This window comes from Allosphingosinicella sp., assembly GCF_036402135.1.
Taxonomy (GTDB): domain Bacteria; phylum Pseudomonadota; class Alphaproteobacteria; order Sphingomonadales; family Sphingomonadaceae; genus Allosphingosinicella.
Genome location: NZ_DASWTN010000018.1, coordinates 24,946 through 40,281, shown reverse-complemented (window position 1 = coordinate 40,281; position 15,336 = coordinate 24,946). Strand labels below are relative to the sequence as shown.

The following is a 15,336-nucleotide window of genomic DNA, read 5'->3' as shown; positions in this document are numbered from 1 at the left end:
TGCTGCCGCTTACTGGTTCATCGACGCGAAGAAATCCTCGTTCGACTTGGCGTCCTTCATCTTGTCGAGAAGGAACTGCATCGCGTCCACAGTGCCCATCTGCATGAGGATGCGGCGGAGCACCCACATCTTCGACAGCGTCGCTTGGTCGACCAGCAGCTCTTCCTTGCGGGTGCCGGACTTGCCGACGTCGAGCGACGGGAAGATGCGTTTGTCGGAAACCTTGCGGTCGAGCACGATTTCCGAGTTGCCGGTGCCCTTGAACTCTTCGAAGATCACCTCGTCCATCTTGGATCCCGTGTCGATCAGCGCGGTGGCGATGATCGAAAGTGAGCCGCCTTCCTCGATGTTGCGCGCAGCGCCGAAGAAGCGCTTCGGCCGCTGCAGCGCATTGGCGTCGACACCGCCGGTCAGCACCTTGCCGGAGCTCGGCACGACCGTGTTGTAGGCGCGGCCGAGGCGGGTGATCGAGTCGAGCAGGATGACGACGTCCTTCTTATGCTCGACGAGGCGCTTCGCCTTCTCGATCACCATCTCAGCGACCTGGACGTGGCGCGATGCGGGTTCGTCGAAGGTCGAGGAGATGACCTCGCCCTGCACCGAACGCTGCATGTCGGTGACTTCTTCCGGCCGCTCGTCGATCAGGAGGACAAGCAGATAGACTTCCGGATGATTGTCGGTGATCGCCTTGGCGATGTTCTGGAGGAGCACGGTCTTACCCGTACGCGGCGGTGCGACGATCAGAGCGCGCTGACCCTTGCCCTGCGGGGAGATGATGTCGATGACGCGCGCCGACTTGTCCTTGACCGTAGGATCTAGCGTGTCGAGCCGCAGCTTCTCGGTCGGATAGAGCGGCGTCAGATTGTCGAAATTGACACGGTGACGGACGGCATCAGGATTATCGAAATTGACCTGGGTGAGGCGGGTCAGCGCGAAATAGCGCTCGCCATCCTTAGGCCCACGGATCTCACCTTCGACCGTATCGCCGGTACGAAGGCCGAACTTCCGAACCTGGTTCGGCGACACATAGATGTCGTCGGGTCCGGCGAGGTAATTGGCGTCGGGCGAACGGAGGAAGCCGAAGCCATCGGGCAGTACTTCGATCGTCCCCATGCCCATGATCTCTTCGCCGTTTTCGGCCTGGACCTTGAGGATTGAGAACATCAGCTCCTGCTTGCGGAGCGTGGAGGCGCCTTCGATGCCGAGTTCTTCGGCCATGGCGACGAGGTCGGCGGGGGTTTTCTTCTTGAGGTCTTTGAGATGCATGGGAAGTAACTCGGGAGGGATTTTGGATGTGGGTCGTCCGAAGCGCGAAAGTGTTTCGAAGCGGCTGGATGTCCCCGCAAGGACTGCGGGCTAACGACTTGGAAGCCGGTTAGGCTCCGTCAAAAATCAAGTCAAGCGGACTGACCGCGAAACGGCAGAAAGTGATGCCGACCGGCATTATGTGATTTCGCCCCTGCAACTTTTCAAGCTCAGGCAATTTCTTGCCCCAGAGGCACAATCGCTGGGCAGGAAAAGGGGATCTGATGCACCATCTTCGGACATCGTCTAATACAGCCAAGATGCTGCTCTTGCTCGGGGGCGCTGCCTTGCTCACTGCCTGCCCCCAGGAGGAGCCGGCCGGAAACGGGAGTGCTGCAGCCTCGGCGTCCGATGCGCCTCGTAACCTTCCAGCTGAATGGTATGCCGATGCGGACCGCAACTTCATTCCCGACTTCATCGAACAGCAGATCGGCTACAGCCCCACTGCTGATGATTGCCCGGTAAACGGCGCCTGCGGGAACGGCGCCGCCGGATCGAGCCTGAAGGTTGCGAGCAATATCCTCCTGATCCTCGACAGTTCGGGCTCCATGGCGGCGCGGCTCGGCGGACGGCCGAAGATCGACCTCGCCAAGCAATCCTTGAACAGCTTCATGTCGGGTCTGCCTAATGCCGCGAGCATCGGTTTCATGGTCTACGGCCACCGCGGCAACAACACGCCGGCAGGCAAGGCGGAAAGCTGCGCTGGCGTTGAACTGCTCGCGCCGATCGGCGCCGTCGACAAGGCAGCCGTGCCACAACTGCTGGCGCGGTTCGAACCGAGGGGCTGGACGCCGATCGGCGACAGTTTGAAAGCGGCACGCACTGCCTTCGCTGGAAAAGCCGGTAACAGGATCATCCTCGTGTCTGACGGCCTCGAAACCTGCGGAGGAGACCCGGTCGCGGTGGCGCGGGAGCTGAAAACACAAGGTCTCGATGTACGCGTGGACGTCGTCGGCTTCGATGTCCAGTCGGCTGACGCAGCCGCGCTTCGTCAGATCGCCGAAGCCGGCGGAGGCGAATATTTCAATGCGCGCACGCACCGCGAACTGGACGAATATTTCCGACGGCAGAACCTCGCGGCGGCGCAGAGCCTGGGGGACGCGGTCTGCGAGATGGAACGCAACAATGAAGCGATGCTCTGTGACGGGCGGCTTCAGAATGCCGCGATAAGCGCCATCAACCGCCAGGCTCAAAGCTTCAGGCAATCAGGCGACCAGCAAGCCTATGCAGAGGCCGGCGCGATGCGGGGCAAAATCATGCAGCATTTTTCCGAGCGGAACGCCGCAAGAGCTTCAATTCGCCAGCGCTCGAATGCGCTAGCGAAGCAGGGTCAGCAGACCATTCGCCAAAGCATGAAAACGAGCGAGCAGCTGAAGACGCAGTAGCGTCAGAAGGGACGGACAATCACCAGGATGACGATGATCGCAGTCGCAATGCCGGGCACCTCGTTCATGATGCGGAGCGCTTTGCCGCTCACCGGCCGCTCACCCTTGGCAAGCTTCTTGCCGTAGCCGACCATCCAGCCGTGATAGCCGGAAAGCAGAAATACGATGGCAATCTTCACCTGCAGCCAGGTCTGGTCCCAGGCATTGGTAATGTAGGCGAGGGTAAGGCCGAACACCCATACGAGGATCATCGCGGGTGAGATGATGATATTGCGGAGCTTCCGCTCCCGGTCGATCCACTTCTTCTCTTCGGCCGAGCCGACCGCCGCTTCCTGATGATAGACATAATAACGCGGAAGCATGAACAGGCCCGCGATCCAGAAGATCACGAAGATGACGTGGCCGGCCTTGATCCACTCGTAAGACAATTGCAGCGCTGTGTCCCAGTCGAGAGGGGTCAACGGCGCACCAGTCTCAGCAATTGCTCGACATGCGCGATCGGCGTGTCCTGCAAGATGCCATGCCCCAGGTTGAAGATGTGCGGCCGCCCTTCGAACGCTGATATGATGGAGGCGACCGCCTTTTCAAGCGCCTCGCCGCCGGCGATCAGCGCCAGCGGATCGAGATTGCCCTGCACCGGCAGGCCTTCGGGAAGCCCCGCCGCGGCCCAGCGTGGATCGACAGTCTCATCGAGGCCAAGCGCGTCCACGCCGGTTTCGCGCGCATAAGCCGGGAGCTTGCCGCCGGCGCCTTTCGGGAAGCCGATCACCGGAACATCGGGGTGCCGGGCTTTGAACGCCGCCGCGATCCGCGCGGTGGGCGCAATCACCCATTGTTCGAACTGCGCGGGCGAAAGGCTCCCCGCCCAGCTGTCGAACAGCTGCACCGCTTCCACGCCTGCCTGAACCTGCCCGGACAGATAATCGACGGTCATGTCCGCAATCGCATCGATGATGGCGCCGAACCGCACCGGATCGCTGTAAGCGAGCCGCCGGGCCTCCGCCTGCTCCCGGCTTCCCTGCCCCGCCACCATATAAGTCGCAACCGTCCACGGGCTGCCCGCGAACCCCAAGAAGGTGGTTTCCGGCGGCAGCGCCCGCTTCACTTTCTCCACAGTCCGGTAAATGGCCTCCAGACGGGCTGGGACGGCCTCCAGAGCGCCGAGATCGGCTTCGAGCATGGTGGGGCTAAGCCGCGGCCCTTCCCCTGCCTCAAATCGAAGCTCCTGACCCAGCGCATGGGGCACGATCAGTATGTCCGAGAACAAAATCGCTCCGTCGAAGCCGAACCGGCGGATCGGCTGCAGGGTGATTTCGGCCGCAGCATCGGCGTCATAGACGAGGTCGAGGAAGCCGCCCTTCTCAGCTCGCAGCGCCCGGTACTCAGGCAGGTATCGCCCTGCCTGGCGCATCAGCCAGATGGGCAAAACGTCAGCTTTTCCGCCCTTTAGCACGGTCAGCAAAGGCTTATGGCTATCGGGCATGAAACTCCGCTCGGTCACCCTCCCCTATAAAAGAGTCTTATTTATAAGAGAGTCTGTTGAAGATAGTTGGCAGGCTGAAGCTGGGGTTTATTGGCTTCACCGGATTATGCCAACAGCTTGACTTGAGGTGCCCCACGGGCGTCCGCGGATTCGCATCTCTTATCCCCGAAATCCACAGGTCTGGCCTGGAACTTTTCCAATGTTGCTGGAACTGTGGATCGATCCGGAAAGCCGGGGACGAATCCTTTTCTTGAATCCGCGCCCAGGCTTCCGCTAGCGATTTCAACATGGTTTTCCACAGGCGAGATTCCCGCGTTTGTCGCGCTTTCGAACCTCAAGACCGGTACCCACTTTTGCTGAAAGCGCTTGGGGCTTGAGCGAAGTCCATATCCACCTCCTGTCGGATTCGACGGGCGAAACGCTCGAGCTGATCGCCAAGGCCTGCCTCTCTCAATTCGATGAGGTCGAGGCGCTGAAGCATTTCTGGCCGATGGTGCGGTCCGAAGGCCATCTCGATCGGGTGCTGGATGATATCGAGCGGCGGCCGGGCCTCGTTCTCTACACGCTGGCGAACAACAATATCCGCCGCGAACTCGAGCAGAAGTGCCGGCGCCGCGGCATCCACGCCGTTTCAGCGCTAGATCCGGTGGTGGACGCGCTTTCTGCCTTCCTTGGGCAGGAGGCGAAGGCCCGTCCTGGACGGCAGCACGTCCTGGACGCAGCCTACTTCGCCCGCGTCGACGCGATCCAGTTCACCATCGCCCATGATGACGGCATCAATTCGCAGAACTGGGAGGAAGCCGACGTCATCCTCGCCGGGGTCTCGCGCACCTCGAAAACGCCGACCGCCATCTATCTCGCTAACCGCGGCTACAAGGTCGCCAATATTCCGCTGGTCCCGGAATCGCCGCCTCCGCCTTCGCTTTTTACGCTACAAAATCCGCTCGTCGTCGGCCTCACCACTGGGTCCGACCGCCTGATCCAGATTCGCCGCAACCGACTCCTGTCGCTGAATCAGGCACCGGAGACCGATTATGTCGATGCCGAAGCGGTCGCCGCCGAACTCGCCTTCGCCCGACGTATATTCTCCGACAACGGCTGGCCGGTGATCGACGTCACCCGGCGCTCGATCGAGGAAACCGCTTTCGCCATCATCAAACTTTGCAACGAGCGCGAGGATTGTGATCTTACGTCTCGCATCTAAGAGCGCCGCCCGTCGCGCAATGCTCGAAGCGGCTGGTGTTCCGTTCGAAGTCGTGGATGCACCATATTATGAGGAGCAGGCGAAGCTCCGGTTTGGCGAACTCAGCCCGCCCGAACTTGCTCTAGCCTTGGCTGAGGGGAAGGCTCTTTCCGCCTCTGGAGACGGGCTGGTCCTGGGCTCCGACCAGACGTTGGAGAGGGATGACGGCACCATGCTGAGCAAACCCGCCAGCCGCGGAGATGCTTTCCGGCAGCTGAAGTCCCTCAGCGGTCGCGCGCACCAACTCCACTCCGCTGCGGTGATTGCCGAAAGTGGTGGCGCGATATGGCGTCATGTCGAAAGCGTCTCCCTCACCATGCGACCGCTCTCGGATGATTTCCTCGGCTCTTATCTCGACGCCGAATATGAGGCGATCCGCTGGAGTGTCGGCGGCTACCGAATCGAAGGTCCGGGCGTGCAGCTCTTTGACCGCATCGAGGGCAGCCATTTTGCCATTCTTGGCCTCCCCTTGCTCCCGCTCCTCGGCTATCTAAGGGCGCGAGGAGTGCTGCCCAGCTAATGGCCATCCCCTATGCCGAAGTGATCGGCGATCCGATCGATCACAGCAAGTCGCCGCTGATCCACGGCTTCTGGCTGGAGAAGCTCGGCCTTCCCGGGGAATACCGGAAGAGACAGGTACTCCTGCGCAACCTGCCTAAGTACCTGGAAGAAAGGCGCCGCGACACATTCTGGCGCGGCTGCAACGTGACTGCGCCCCTCAAGGAACACGCCGCGGCCTTTGTCGGAGCGCCGCCAGCCGTCTGCGGCTTCGTCGGGGCTGTGAACTGTATCACTCGGACGCCGCTCACCTGCCTCATCGGCACCAACACGGATGTTGCCGGCATTGCCGAAGCCGTGAAGAATGTAGCTATCAAGAACGCAAAAGTCTGTCTCATCGGCGCCGGCGGCGCGGCCAGAGCGGCTCTCTGCCACCTTCTTCAAGAGCAGGCGGGCGTCATCACGATCATCGTCCGCAATCCGGCCAAGGCAGAACCGTTGCGGCGGCTGGGCCCTCAGGTCCGCATTGCAACCTTCAACGAAGCTGCCGTCCCCCTCGGCGAAGCATCGCTCCTGATCAATGCCAGCCCGCTCGGCATGGCGGGCGCGGCCGACATGCCTTCATCTGTACTGGACTCCGTCACCGGCACCGTGTTCGACATGGTCTACGCCCCCGTCGAAACCGTTTTGCTGAAGCGCGCGCGGAAGGAAGGCGCGCAAGCGATCGACGGCCTCACCATGCTGATCGGCCAGGCGGCTCCTGCCTTCGAGCTCTTCTTCGGCGCTCCCGCCCCGCGCGAGTATGACGCGGAGCTCAGAAGGCTCCTGGAGGGATGATCGTCCTCGGCCTCACCGGCTCGATTGGCATGGGCAAGTCGACCGTGGCACGGATGTTCAAGGAAGAAGGCGTGCCGGTTTTCGACGCCGACGCGGCGGTGCACCGGCTGCAGGGCGCGGAAGGGGCATTGGTGCAGGAAATCGAGGCGCATTTCCCCGGCACCACGTCTCACCAGGGCGTCGACCGGACCAGCCTGGCTGAACGCGTGCTCGGCGATGACGAGGCCCTGCAGCGCCTCGAGGCCTTAATCCACCCGGCCGTCGCGAGGGAGAAGCAAGCCTTTCTCGAACAAAACCGGGGTTCGCCCCTGGTCGTGCTCGATATCCCGCTCCTCTTCGAAAAGGGCGGGCATAGCCAAGTGAACAAGATCGCCGTCGTTTCCGCTCCTGCGGATATCCAGTGCGCTCGAGTGCTCGCCCGGCCTGGAATGACCAAGCAGAAGTTCGAGAAGATCCTCGCGCTCCAGTTGCCGGATGCGGAGAAGCGCGCCCGCGCCGACTTCGTCATCCCGACCGGCGGAAGCATTGAAGAAACAAAGGCCTCCGTTCGCCGCATCGTCGCTTGTCTGTCTCCCGCCACCGATTCATAAGCATGCCATGCGCGAAATCGTCTTCGACACCGAGACTACGGGGCTCAGCCCGCTGAACGGCGACCGGCTGGTCGAGATCGGCTGCGTCGAGCTGGTGAACCGCGTCGAAACCGGCCGCACCTTCCACGCCTACTTCAATCCCGGCCGACCAATGCCGAGCGAGGCCGAGGCGGTGCACGGCCTCTCCGACATCTTCCTGTCGGATAAGCCCGCTTTCCATGAGCTTTGCGAAGAGCTGCTGGAATTCATCGGCGATGCGCCGCTCGTCGCGCACAATGCCAGCTTTGACTTCGGCTTCCTCAATCACGAGCTCAACAATTGCGGGCGCCCGCTCGTCTGCATGACCCGGATGGTAGATACGCTCAGCCTGGCGCGGCAGCGTCACCCCGGCGCCAAGCACAGCCTCGATGCGCTCTGCACCCGCTTCGGCGTCGACCGCAGCCTTCGCGTGAAGCATGGCGCGCTGATCGACGCCCAGCTCTTGGCGCAGGTCTATGTTGAACTGACCGGCGGCCGGCAGATCGGCCTCTCCCTCTCCTCGACCGGCAAGGCCGTGGCCGATGCTATGGAATTGGTTGCGGAGCAGGCGGCGGTCACGCTCAAACTGCGTCCGCCACGGCCTCATGCGCCGACCGAGGAGGAGCTTCAGGCGCATGCCCTCTTCCTTGCCGAGATTGCCGATCCCATATGGGCGAAGCTGGACGCGGATCGGTTGACGGAAAGCCGGAGCGGGGCCTAATCCAGCCGCAATTTCTGCTGGAGTGAGTGATGGAAATCCGCGTCTCTGGACATCAGGTCGATACCGGCGAAGCCCTTAAGCAGCACGTCCAGGACCGAATGAGCGGCATCGCCGGCAAATATTTCGAGCGGGCGATTTCGGCCCATGTCACGTTTGGGAAAGGGCCGCACGACCACGCCTTCACCTGCGATATCGTCGCCCACATCATGCAGGGCGTGATTTTCAAGGGCTCCGGCAAGGGCGCTGAGGCGCATCCCGCCTTCGACCAGGCCGCCGAGCATGTCGAAAAGCAGCTTCGAAGGCATATGCGGCGCCTCAAGGATCGTCATGCCGAGGCGCCCATGCTTGCCGAAGAGGGCGGTCGACGAGGGGAATAGCTGGCTCACAGGCCCGAAAGCCGTTCCATTCGTTAGGCAGGCAGCGCCTGCATTCTGGTACAGATCGATGACCGAACTTAGTGACATCCTCTCCATAGACCGGCTCGATGCCGGCCTTACCGTCTCGAACAAGAAGGCTTTGTTCCAGCAGCTTGCCACCGCCATGGCGCGGAAAACCGGAATGGAGGCGCGGGAGATCGCGGCTGCGCTGGGTGACCGGGAACGGCTCGGCTCCACCGGGTTCGGCCTCGGGGTCGCCATTCCGCATGGAAAGGTGGAGGGGCTGGACAGGGTCGTCGGCTATTTCGCGCGCCTGACGCTCCCCATCGACTTCCAGGCCGTCGACGGGCTCCCGGTCGATCTCGTCTTCATGCTCCTTTCGCCGCCCGATGCAGGCGCAGATCATCTCAAGGCGCTTGCCAGCGTCAGCCGCCTCCTTCGTGACCGGCAGACGGTGGCCAAACTGCGCGGCGCCCGGTCCAAGGACGCTCTGTTCGCCCTGCTGACGGGCGTGGAAGCACTGAATGCCGCCTGAGGCCGTGGCCGGAATCGGTGCGGAGGCGCATTTCCGCGCACTCGAAACGCTTTACGCCCACGCACCGATCAACAGCCTGTTCCGCTCCGATCTTGAGATCCTTGAGGAAGGCTTCGCCCGCATCCGTTTCGAAGTGGCACCAGATCTCTATCATGCGGCTGGCGCTGCGCACGGCACGCTCTACTTCAAGATGCTGGACGACGCCGCCTTCTACGCCTGCAACAGCCTGGTGACGGACCGCTTCCTCCTCACCACTGCCTTCAACCTCCTCTTCACCAAGCCGCTACGCGAGGGACCTGTCGTTGCGGAGGGGCGCTGGGCGAGCGGCCGCCGCCGCGTCTTCGTCGCCGACGCGCGCCTGATCGACAGCAGCGGCGAGGAAGCGGCGCGCGGCACCGGCACCTTCATGCGCTCCCACATCCCTCTATCCACCCTGCCGGGCTACCGCGCTGGCTGATGGAGCCGCGGCTCGCCACCTCCATCTTTGTAAGCGGGCTCATCCGCCGCGCCGAATCGGAAGGAGGCACCGGCATGGTGCTGGCGAAAGGTGATGAGACGGCCGGCGCTATCCTCATAATTCTTAACGAAAAGGGCAGAAAACAGCGGATTCTGGAGCGGGTGCTGCAGCCCGGCGGACAGTATCTTTGGCAGGATAATATCGGCCAAGATATTGATAATGATGCTGAAATCTCCGCGCTTCTGGCCCGCCGCCGCAGCTTCGACCCCGATTTATGGTTAATAGAACTGGACGTCGCATCAGCCGAACGGTTCGCCGCTGAAATGAACTCGGCGCGTTGACTCCGCTGCGCTGCACAATCATTCCGGCTCCAGCACATCCGAGAGCGGGGGGTCGCCAGTTTTAGCGGCCGCGCCAGTCGGGGGGCGATCAGGGTACCCAGCCTTTCTTACGGGTGCCGGCGTGGATCAGCCAACCGCATAGCATAGAGTTTGAATGTCTCGTCTGTTTCGTGCCGCGGCCTACGCCGTGGCATCACTCATGGTTGCGTTCGGCGCGACCTACGATGGCCCCGCTTTCGCCGAAGAGGCTGAAGCCGTGGTGCCGGTCACTCCGGTCTATATCGACCATTCCATTGCCGGTCCCGGCGCGGAGCCCGGCATTGCCGAAACCTTCGCGACGCCGGCCTTCGATCCGAACCTTACGCCGGATGTCGCTGAACATGTGGTGGCGCCGCTTGTAGAGGATGAGGCTCCGAAGAACGGCCGCTCCCTCGCTGATCTGGTTGCTGACTATGCCAGCACCGAAGCGCCGGATGCGGAGCATGATTGCCTCGCCGGTGCCGTCTATTTCGAATCGAAGGGCGAGCCGCTTCACGGCCAGCTTGCGGTGGCGGAAGTGATCCTGAATCGCGCCAGCTCGGGCAAATATCCGCGCTCAATCTGCGGCGTCGTTACCCAGAAAAGCCAGTTCTCCTTCGTACGCGGCGGGCGCATCCCGGCCATTCCGCGCAGCTCCGAAGCCTGGAAGAAGGCAGTCGCGATCGCGCACATCGCCAAGAAGGACCTCGCGGACAGCGATGCGGAAAACGCCCTGTTCTTCCACGCCCGCTACGTCTCGCCCCGCTGGCGCCTCACCCGCGTCGCCAGCATCGGCAACCACATCTTCTATCGCTGAGGGCTATCGGTCCGAAAGGACGATATCTCCGGAGTTGATCGGCCCGCTGCGCACCGGCTGGCGCCTCGCGCCTCGCAACAGCGAAAAATCGGTGAAGTAGGCTGGTAAGCCTTCGGCATTCATCCCGGCTCCGGTCCGCAACTCATAATGAAGATGGGGCTCGAATTCGGCGCTACCAGACGTGCCTAGCCGACCGACGAATTGGCCCCTCCTTACCTTCTCGCCTACGCGGACGGGTACGCTGTTCTGTTGCAGGTGACCGAGGACGCTGAACTCCCGATTGCCGTGGTCGATGATCACGTAGTTGCCGTAGAAGTGAAGCGGCTCTTTCGGGAGGCGCTCCGGGTCGAAGGCCGATTTGCCGGTGCTCCGATCATCATCTGGATCATCGTCGTAGGCCGCGACCACAGTGCCTGCGGCCGGAGCACGAAGTTCTGCACCCCAGCCATGATAGTCGTCATTGCTGTTCGTCAGACCCTTACGGGGATTGCCGTCCTGGTCCACCACAAGAAGATCGAGTCCGTACCGAGCGAAAATCGCGGTGGCGCCAAACGACTCCGCAATTGGGTGATAAGGATTCCAGCGGCGATGATGACTCAGAAAGTCATGGCCGTGTTTCACCCAAAGGCGTTTCGAGCTTGGCAGGACAAGCTTTGCAACGGGGTTCCACGCTCGCGGGGTTAGAATGATTTCGCGCTCGAGAGGTTCTTTGCCGCCGCCTCGGTCGAAGGTGATCCGGTACCGCATCTTGTAGAGCGGGATATCAAGAGCCAACTGGTGAAAAGGGTTGTAGAAAAGCCCTTTCGCGCCGGGTTGAAACGCTCGATCGGGCATTATCGTCAGTAAGCCCGGGCTGGCGCCCGCTCCAGTCACATCGCGACGAAGCACGAGTTTTCCGGCTTTGTCGAAGATCGCCATCTCGACGCTACTGAGCCTGAGAGTGTCGCTTGAGAGGTTCTCGACGATGAACTCGAAGTTGAGCTGCTGTTGCTCTCCCACTTCAATATAGGTGGGGTCGGGCTGGACTGAGACCAGAACATTCGCTGGTGCAGCTGCTGGAGGTGCCGGAGATCCCGATGTCACTTGCGCAAACGCTGCCTGCGTCAGGTTCCAAGTACAGGCTGCCAGGGCGCGCAATAGCAAGGCTCTGTCCATGATCCTCCCCGTGTTACAAGAGCAGTACACCTTGCAGACGAAAGAGCAAGAGGCTCTTCCGCGCGTTCTCTTTTCATTCTAATTGGCTACCCATGGCCACCGCTCCGAGTCCCGCCTCAATACTGTGCTTCGACGGTGCTCCGCTTGCGGCGCAAGATGTTGCGCGGGGTGTGACGCGGCTCTTCTTCCGGCAGGACCTGCTGGCGCTCTGCGAGGTACCGCTCCCCAATGGACGGCGCGCCGACATGATGGCGATCGATTCCAAGGGCCATATGACGATCGTCGAGATAAAGGTCTCGCGCGCCGACCTGATGGGCGACCAGAAATGGACCGACTATCTCGACTATTGCGACCGCTTCTTCTGGGCGGTGCCATCCGGCTTCAGCCTCGATCCGTTCGAGACGGAGGCGTTCGCGCCCGGCCTGTGCGGGCTCATCGTTGCCGACCGCTATGACGCGGCCGTGGTGCGCGACGCGCCGATGCGGAAGCTCGCGCCTGCGCGGCGCAAGGCGGAGACGCTGCGCTTCGCGCGGCGTGCTGCTCTCAGATTGGTTGGAAGCCTCGATCCGGGGCTTCAGGGGCTGGATTAGAGGCCGGGCCCGATTGCGGGCTTGTCCGCCTTCACCGGCGCTTCCAGTTCTTTGAGGATCGCGGTCGCGCGCGCATCCCGCTTCGCATAATCGAGCGCAGAATAGCCCGCGACGCGGTCAGCCTTCTTTGGGTTGGCGCCCTTGCTCTTGAGGAGGCGCACCATCTCGAGGTCGCGCCTCTGCACGGCAAGGATCAGCGGCGTCTCACCCTTGCTGTTGGCAAGGTCGATGTTTGCACGCCGGCTGAGGAGCAACTGCGCACCTTCCACCCAGCCGAGCTGTGCAGCAATGGCAAGCGCCGTCATCCCCTCATTATTCTGGAGATCGACGCGGGCACCCTTGCCAATCAGAAAGCCGAGCCAAGTATAGTCGCGGCCCCGAGCCACAATGTGGAGCCCGCCGTCGCCAGTTCCTGCCTCACGCGCATTGATAACGACCGATCCCGGCGTCTGCACGAATGACGTGACTTTCGCGCCGTCGCGCGACTTGACGGCTTTGATGAAGCTGTAATGGTCCGAAAAGTTTTGGGAGACCGCAGGAGCAGCAAGTGACGCCAAAGCCGCCGCGACCAGGATGCTGCCGAATTTCCGTTTCACCCTACTGCCCCCGTAAGTCTCACTTGATTGCGGCCCTATAGCAAAGCAAGGCTGCCGGAGTCATGAATGAAACCGCGTCTTTCCGCCCGCTTTCACTGTTATTATTCGGTTTTGCGCTGCTCCTGGCCGCCTGCTCGCCCTCTGGCGCCGGCGATCCGCCGCTGAAGGGGGCCAGCATCGGCGGCCCCTTCACGCTTACCGATCAGGACGGGCGGCGGGTGAGCGACACCGCCTTCAAGGGCAAGTACCGGCTCTTCTATTTCGGCTTCACTTATTGTCCTGACGTCTGCCCGGTCGACCTGCAGGTGATCGGGCAGGGCCTTCGGCAGATCGAGAAGAGTGATCCCGATATAGCGGCCAAGGTGCAGCCCATATTCATCAGCGTCGATCCGGAACGCGACACGCCGGCGGTGATAAAGCAATATGTCGCCGCCTTTCATCCCCGCCTCATCGGCCTCACCGGCACGCCTGCGGAGATCAAGGACGTCACGAAGAGGTTCGGCGTCTATTCAGCCAAGCAGGGGCAGGAGGGGGCCAAGGATTATCTGGTCGATCACAGTCGCATCACTTTGCTGTTCGGACCGGGAGGCGAACCGATCGCCATCGTCCCGCATGAAAAGGGTGCGGGCGGCATTGCCGAGGAGCTTAAGCGCTGGGTGAAATGAGGGAGAATTTCTGGGAGCTTCCTCTGGACGCGCTGACGCGGCCGGAATGGGAGGCCCTGTGCGACGGCTGCGGCAAATGCTGCCTTCACAAGGCGGAGGATGCGGAGACCGGCGAAGTCCTTTCCACCAACATAGCCTGCCGTTTGCTCGACCGGGAAAGCTGCCGCTGCTCAGATTACCGCCACCGCAAGATCTTCGTACCCGACTGCGTTCGCCTCACGCGTCTCAATGTGGGAAAGCTCTCCTGGCTTCCGTCTACCTGCGCCTACCGCCTGCGCTCCGAAGGCCGGCCCCTTCCCGACTGGCATTATCTCAAGAGCGGCGACCGCGACAGCGTGCACGATGCCGGCATGTCCGTCCGCGGCTGGACGGTGGCCGAGGACGAAGCGGGAAGCTACGAACATCACCTGATCGACCGTGAGCTCTGAGCTTCTCTTTCGCAGCGGCAATCTGGTCTCGCCGCTCATCATCAAGGTAAGTCCGCGCGCCAAGGTGATGCGGCTCCGCGTCGACCCCCGCACCGGCGCCGTCCTGCTCACCGTGCCGAAGCGCGCTTCCCGGAAGGCGGCACTGAAATGGGTGGAAGGCCACCGGCCGTGGGTTGAGGCGGCGCTCTCAAAGGTGCCCGCTCCGGCGGCCATCGAGCCGGGCGGCATTGTTCCCTATCTGGGCTTGCCCCACGTGATCGACTGGGCGGAGAACCGCTCCCGCCTCGTCCGCGCCGAAGCGGGACGGCTGCTCGTCGGCGGGCCGCTCGACAGCCTGGAGGCGCGCATCATCCGCTGGCTTAAGCAGCAGGCAAGAACGGTGCTCGACCGGGAAACGCGCGAATTCGCATCGCTGGCCGAGGTCACCGTCGCTCGCGTCGACATCGGCGATCCGATGTCGCGCTGGGGAAGCTGCTCCTCATCTGGGACGATCCGCTACAGCTGGCGCCTTATCCTCGCGCCTGAATGGGTGCGCCGTGCCACCGCCGCCCACGAAGTCGCGCACCGCGTCCACATGAACCACGGCCCGCATTTCCATGCCTTGGTGGCCGATCTCCTCGGCAGCGATCCCACGCCCGCCCGCCATTGGCTTCGCCGCGAAGGTGCAGCGCTTCACCGGGTGGGCCGAAAGCCTTAAGCCTCGAACTTCAGCAAGCGCTCTTTCAGCCGCTGCTCGACCTCCGGCCATTCCTCGTCGAGGATCGAGAATAAAGCGGTGTCGCGCCGCCGGCCGGTCCAGGTGATGAGGTGGCTGCGGACCGTGCCCTCCCGCGTCGCACCCAGCTTCAGCACCGCCGCCTGGCTGCGCGCGTTCAGCATATCGACGCTGAACTGCACTCGGTAGGCGCCGGCGCCGAACGCCTCGTCCAGCATAAGCAGCTTGGCTTCGGGATTAACTGCGGTGCCGCGGTGCTCCGGTCTAAAGAAGGTGAAGCCGATCTCGAGCTTCCTGTGATCCAGATCGATCTTCAGGAGGCTCGACGTGCCCGCAAGCCGTCCTGTCTCCTTGTGCCGCACCGCATAGGCGATCCTGTCAGGCGTAGCGATCATCTTCCGCCAGAAGGCTGGGAAGTGCTCGCCATAGCCGCTCTGCGAATAGATCTGCCAGATGTCGGGGTCGGAGCTCAGCGTTTCCCGCATCTCTTCTTCATGGGCCGCTTCCACTGGCTCCAGCCGCACATGCCGCCCTTCAAGCACCCGCGGCTTCATCTGCATTC

20 protein-coding genes and 1 pseudogene are annotated in these 15,336 nt (G+C 62.3%); 15 read left to right on the top strand and 6 right to left on the bottom strand.

Annotation, left to right across the window (positions count from 1 at the left end; all coding sequences use genetic code 11):
- Positions 1-9 precede the first annotated feature (9 nt).
- Positions 10-1,266, bottom strand: coding sequence for a transcription termination factor Rho (rho, locus tag VGD10_RS05110; protein WP_331039722.1), 1,257 nt, complete (start codon positions 1,264-1,266; stop codon positions 10-12).
- A 299-nt stretch (positions 1,267-1,565) separates the two neighbouring features.
- Between rho and VGD10_RS05105 the strand changes: the two genes are divergently transcribed.
- Positions 1,566-2,690, top strand: coding sequence for a vWA domain-containing protein (locus VGD10_RS05105; protein ID WP_331039721.1), 1,125 nt, complete (start codon positions 1,566-1,568; stop codon positions 2,688-2,690).
- 2 nt (positions 2,691-2,692) lie between these two features.
- On the opposite strand, the gene VGD10_RS05100 is transcribed toward VGD10_RS05105, so the two are convergent.
- Entirely contained in the window at positions 2,693-3,151 is a 459-nt protein-coding gene (locus tag VGD10_RS05100; protein ID WP_331039720.1) for a CopD family protein, read from the bottom strand.
- The gene (gene hemE, locus VGD10_RS05095; protein ID WP_331039719.1) at positions 3,148-4,173 is read right to left on the bottom strand and encodes a uroporphyrinogen decarboxylase; all 1,026 of its coding nucleotides are present in this window, start codon (positions 4,171-4,173) and stop codon (positions 3,148-3,150) included. The genes VGD10_RS05100 and hemE overlap by 4 nt, the downstream gene beginning before the upstream one ends.
- A gap of 373 nt (positions 4,174-4,546) precedes the next feature.
- On the opposite strand from hemE, the gene VGD10_RS05090 reads away from it, so the two are divergent.
- From VGD10_RS05090 to VGD10_RS05045, 10 genes and pseudogenes are all read left to right on the top strand, one after another.
- On the top strand, positions 4,547-5,377 hold the full coding sequence (locus VGD10_RS05090; protein ID WP_331039718.1) for a pyruvate, water dikinase regulatory protein: 831 nt from the start codon (positions 4,547-4,549) through the stop codon (positions 5,375-5,377).
- A 19-nt stretch (positions 5,378-5,396) separates the two neighbouring features.
- A complete protein-coding gene (locus tag VGD10_RS05085; protein ID WP_414639500.1) occupies positions 5,397-5,936 on the top strand; it encodes a Maf family protein in 540 nt (179 codons plus the stop codon).
- Positions 5,936-6,751 (top strand): shikimate dehydrogenase, encoded by an 816-nt coding sequence (locus tag VGD10_RS05080; RefSeq protein WP_331039717.1) that lies wholly within the window; start codon positions 5,936-5,938, stop codon positions 6,749-6,751. The genes VGD10_RS05085 and VGD10_RS05080 overlap by 1 nt, the downstream gene beginning before the upstream one ends.
- On the top strand, positions 6,748-7,341 hold the full coding sequence (gene coaE, locus VGD10_RS05075; protein ID WP_331039716.1) for a dephospho-CoA kinase: 594 nt from the start codon (positions 6,748-6,750) through the stop codon (positions 7,339-7,341). The genes VGD10_RS05080 and coaE overlap by 4 nt, the downstream gene beginning before the upstream one ends.
- 7 nt (positions 7,342-7,348) lie before the next feature.
- Positions 7,349-8,080: a DNA polymerase III subunit epsilon gene (dnaQ, locus tag VGD10_RS05070; protein ID WP_331039715.1), complete on the top strand. Its 732-nt coding sequence runs from the start codon at positions 7,349-7,351 to the stop codon at positions 8,078-8,080.
- A 29-nt stretch (positions 8,081-8,109) separates the two neighbouring features.
- A pseudogene (hpf, locus tag VGD10_RS05065) lies at positions 8,110-8,418 on the top strand (ribosome hibernation-promoting factor, HPF/YfiA family); the annotation flags it as partial.
- 106 nt (positions 8,419-8,524) lie between these two features.
- Positions 8,525-8,992: a PTS sugar transporter subunit IIA gene (locus tag VGD10_RS05060; RefSeq protein ID WP_331039714.1), complete on the top strand. Its 468-nt coding sequence runs from the start codon at positions 8,525-8,527 to the stop codon at positions 8,990-8,992.
- Positions 8,982-9,449, top strand: a complete 468-nt coding sequence (locus VGD10_RS05055) for a PaaI family thioesterase (RefSeq protein WP_331039713.1) — start codon at positions 8,982-8,984, stop codon at positions 9,447-9,449. Before VGD10_RS05060 ends, VGD10_RS05055 begins: the two co-directional genes overlap by 11 nt.
- Positions 9,449-9,790, top strand: coding sequence for a DUF1491 family protein (locus tag VGD10_RS05050; protein ID WP_331039712.1), 342 nt, complete (start codon positions 9,449-9,451; stop codon positions 9,788-9,790). The genes VGD10_RS05055 and VGD10_RS05050 overlap by 1 nt, the downstream gene beginning before the upstream one ends.
- Positions 9,791-9,944: 154 nt before the next feature.
- Positions 9,945-10,625: a cell wall hydrolase gene (locus tag VGD10_RS05045; RefSeq protein ID WP_331039711.1), complete on the top strand. Its 681-nt coding sequence runs from the start codon at positions 9,945-9,947 to the stop codon at positions 10,623-10,625.
- 3 nt (positions 10,626-10,628) lie between these two features.
- On the opposite strand, the gene VGD10_RS05040 is transcribed toward VGD10_RS05045, so the two are convergent.
- Positions 10,629-11,780 carry a M23 family metallopeptidase gene (locus VGD10_RS05040; RefSeq protein WP_331039710.1) on the bottom strand — a complete coding sequence of 384 codons (1,152 nt, stop codon included), beginning with the start codon at positions 11,778-11,780 and terminating at the stop codon, positions 10,629-10,631.
- A 92-nt stretch (positions 11,781-11,872) separates the two neighbouring features.
- Here VGD10_RS05040 and VGD10_RS05035 point away from each other — a divergent pair, with 92 nt between their 5' ends.
- Positions 11,873-12,370 carry an MmcB family DNA repair protein gene (locus tag VGD10_RS05035; protein WP_331039709.1) on the top strand — a complete coding sequence of 166 codons (498 nt, stop codon included), beginning with the start codon at positions 11,873-11,875 and terminating at the stop codon, positions 12,368-12,370.
- On the opposite strand, the gene VGD10_RS05030 is transcribed toward VGD10_RS05035, so the two are convergent.
- Positions 12,367-12,966 carry an ankyrin repeat domain-containing protein gene (locus VGD10_RS05030; protein ID WP_331039708.1) on the bottom strand — a complete coding sequence of 200 codons (600 nt, stop codon included), beginning with the start codon at positions 12,964-12,966 and terminating at the stop codon, positions 12,367-12,369. The genes VGD10_RS05035 and VGD10_RS05030 overlap by 4 nt on opposite strands.
- A gap of 62 nt (positions 12,967-13,028) precedes the next feature.
- Here VGD10_RS05030 and VGD10_RS05025 point away from each other — a divergent pair, with 62 nt between their 5' ends.
- Genes VGD10_RS05025 through VGD10_RS05015 form a run of 3 tightly spaced genes read left to right on the top strand, consistent with a single transcriptional unit; the run spans position 13,029 to position 14,756 of the window.
- The gene (locus VGD10_RS05025; RefSeq protein ID WP_331039707.1) at positions 13,029-13,631 is read left to right on the top strand and encodes an SCO family protein; all 603 of its coding nucleotides are present in this window, start codon (positions 13,029-13,031) and stop codon (positions 13,629-13,631) included.
- On the top strand, positions 13,628-14,059 hold the full coding sequence (locus VGD10_RS05020) for a YcgN family cysteine cluster protein (protein WP_331039706.1): 432 nt from the start codon (positions 13,628-13,630) through the stop codon (positions 14,057-14,059). The genes VGD10_RS05025 and VGD10_RS05020 overlap by 4 nt, the downstream gene beginning before the upstream one ends.
- Entirely contained in the window at positions 14,049-14,756 is a 708-nt protein-coding gene (locus VGD10_RS05015) for a SprT family zinc-dependent metalloprotease (protein WP_331039705.1), read from the top strand. The genes VGD10_RS05020 and VGD10_RS05015 overlap by 11 nt, the downstream gene beginning before the upstream one ends.
- Here the strand turns inward: VGD10_RS05015 and VGD10_RS05010 are convergent.
- On the bottom strand, positions 14,753-15,334 hold the full coding sequence (locus VGD10_RS05010) for a GNAT family protein (protein ID WP_331039704.1): 582 nt from the start codon (positions 15,332-15,334) through the stop codon (positions 14,753-14,755). The two genes, VGD10_RS05015 and VGD10_RS05010, sit on opposite strands and share 4 nt — an antisense overlap.
- Between the last annotated feature and the right edge of the window lie 2 nt (positions 15,335-15,336).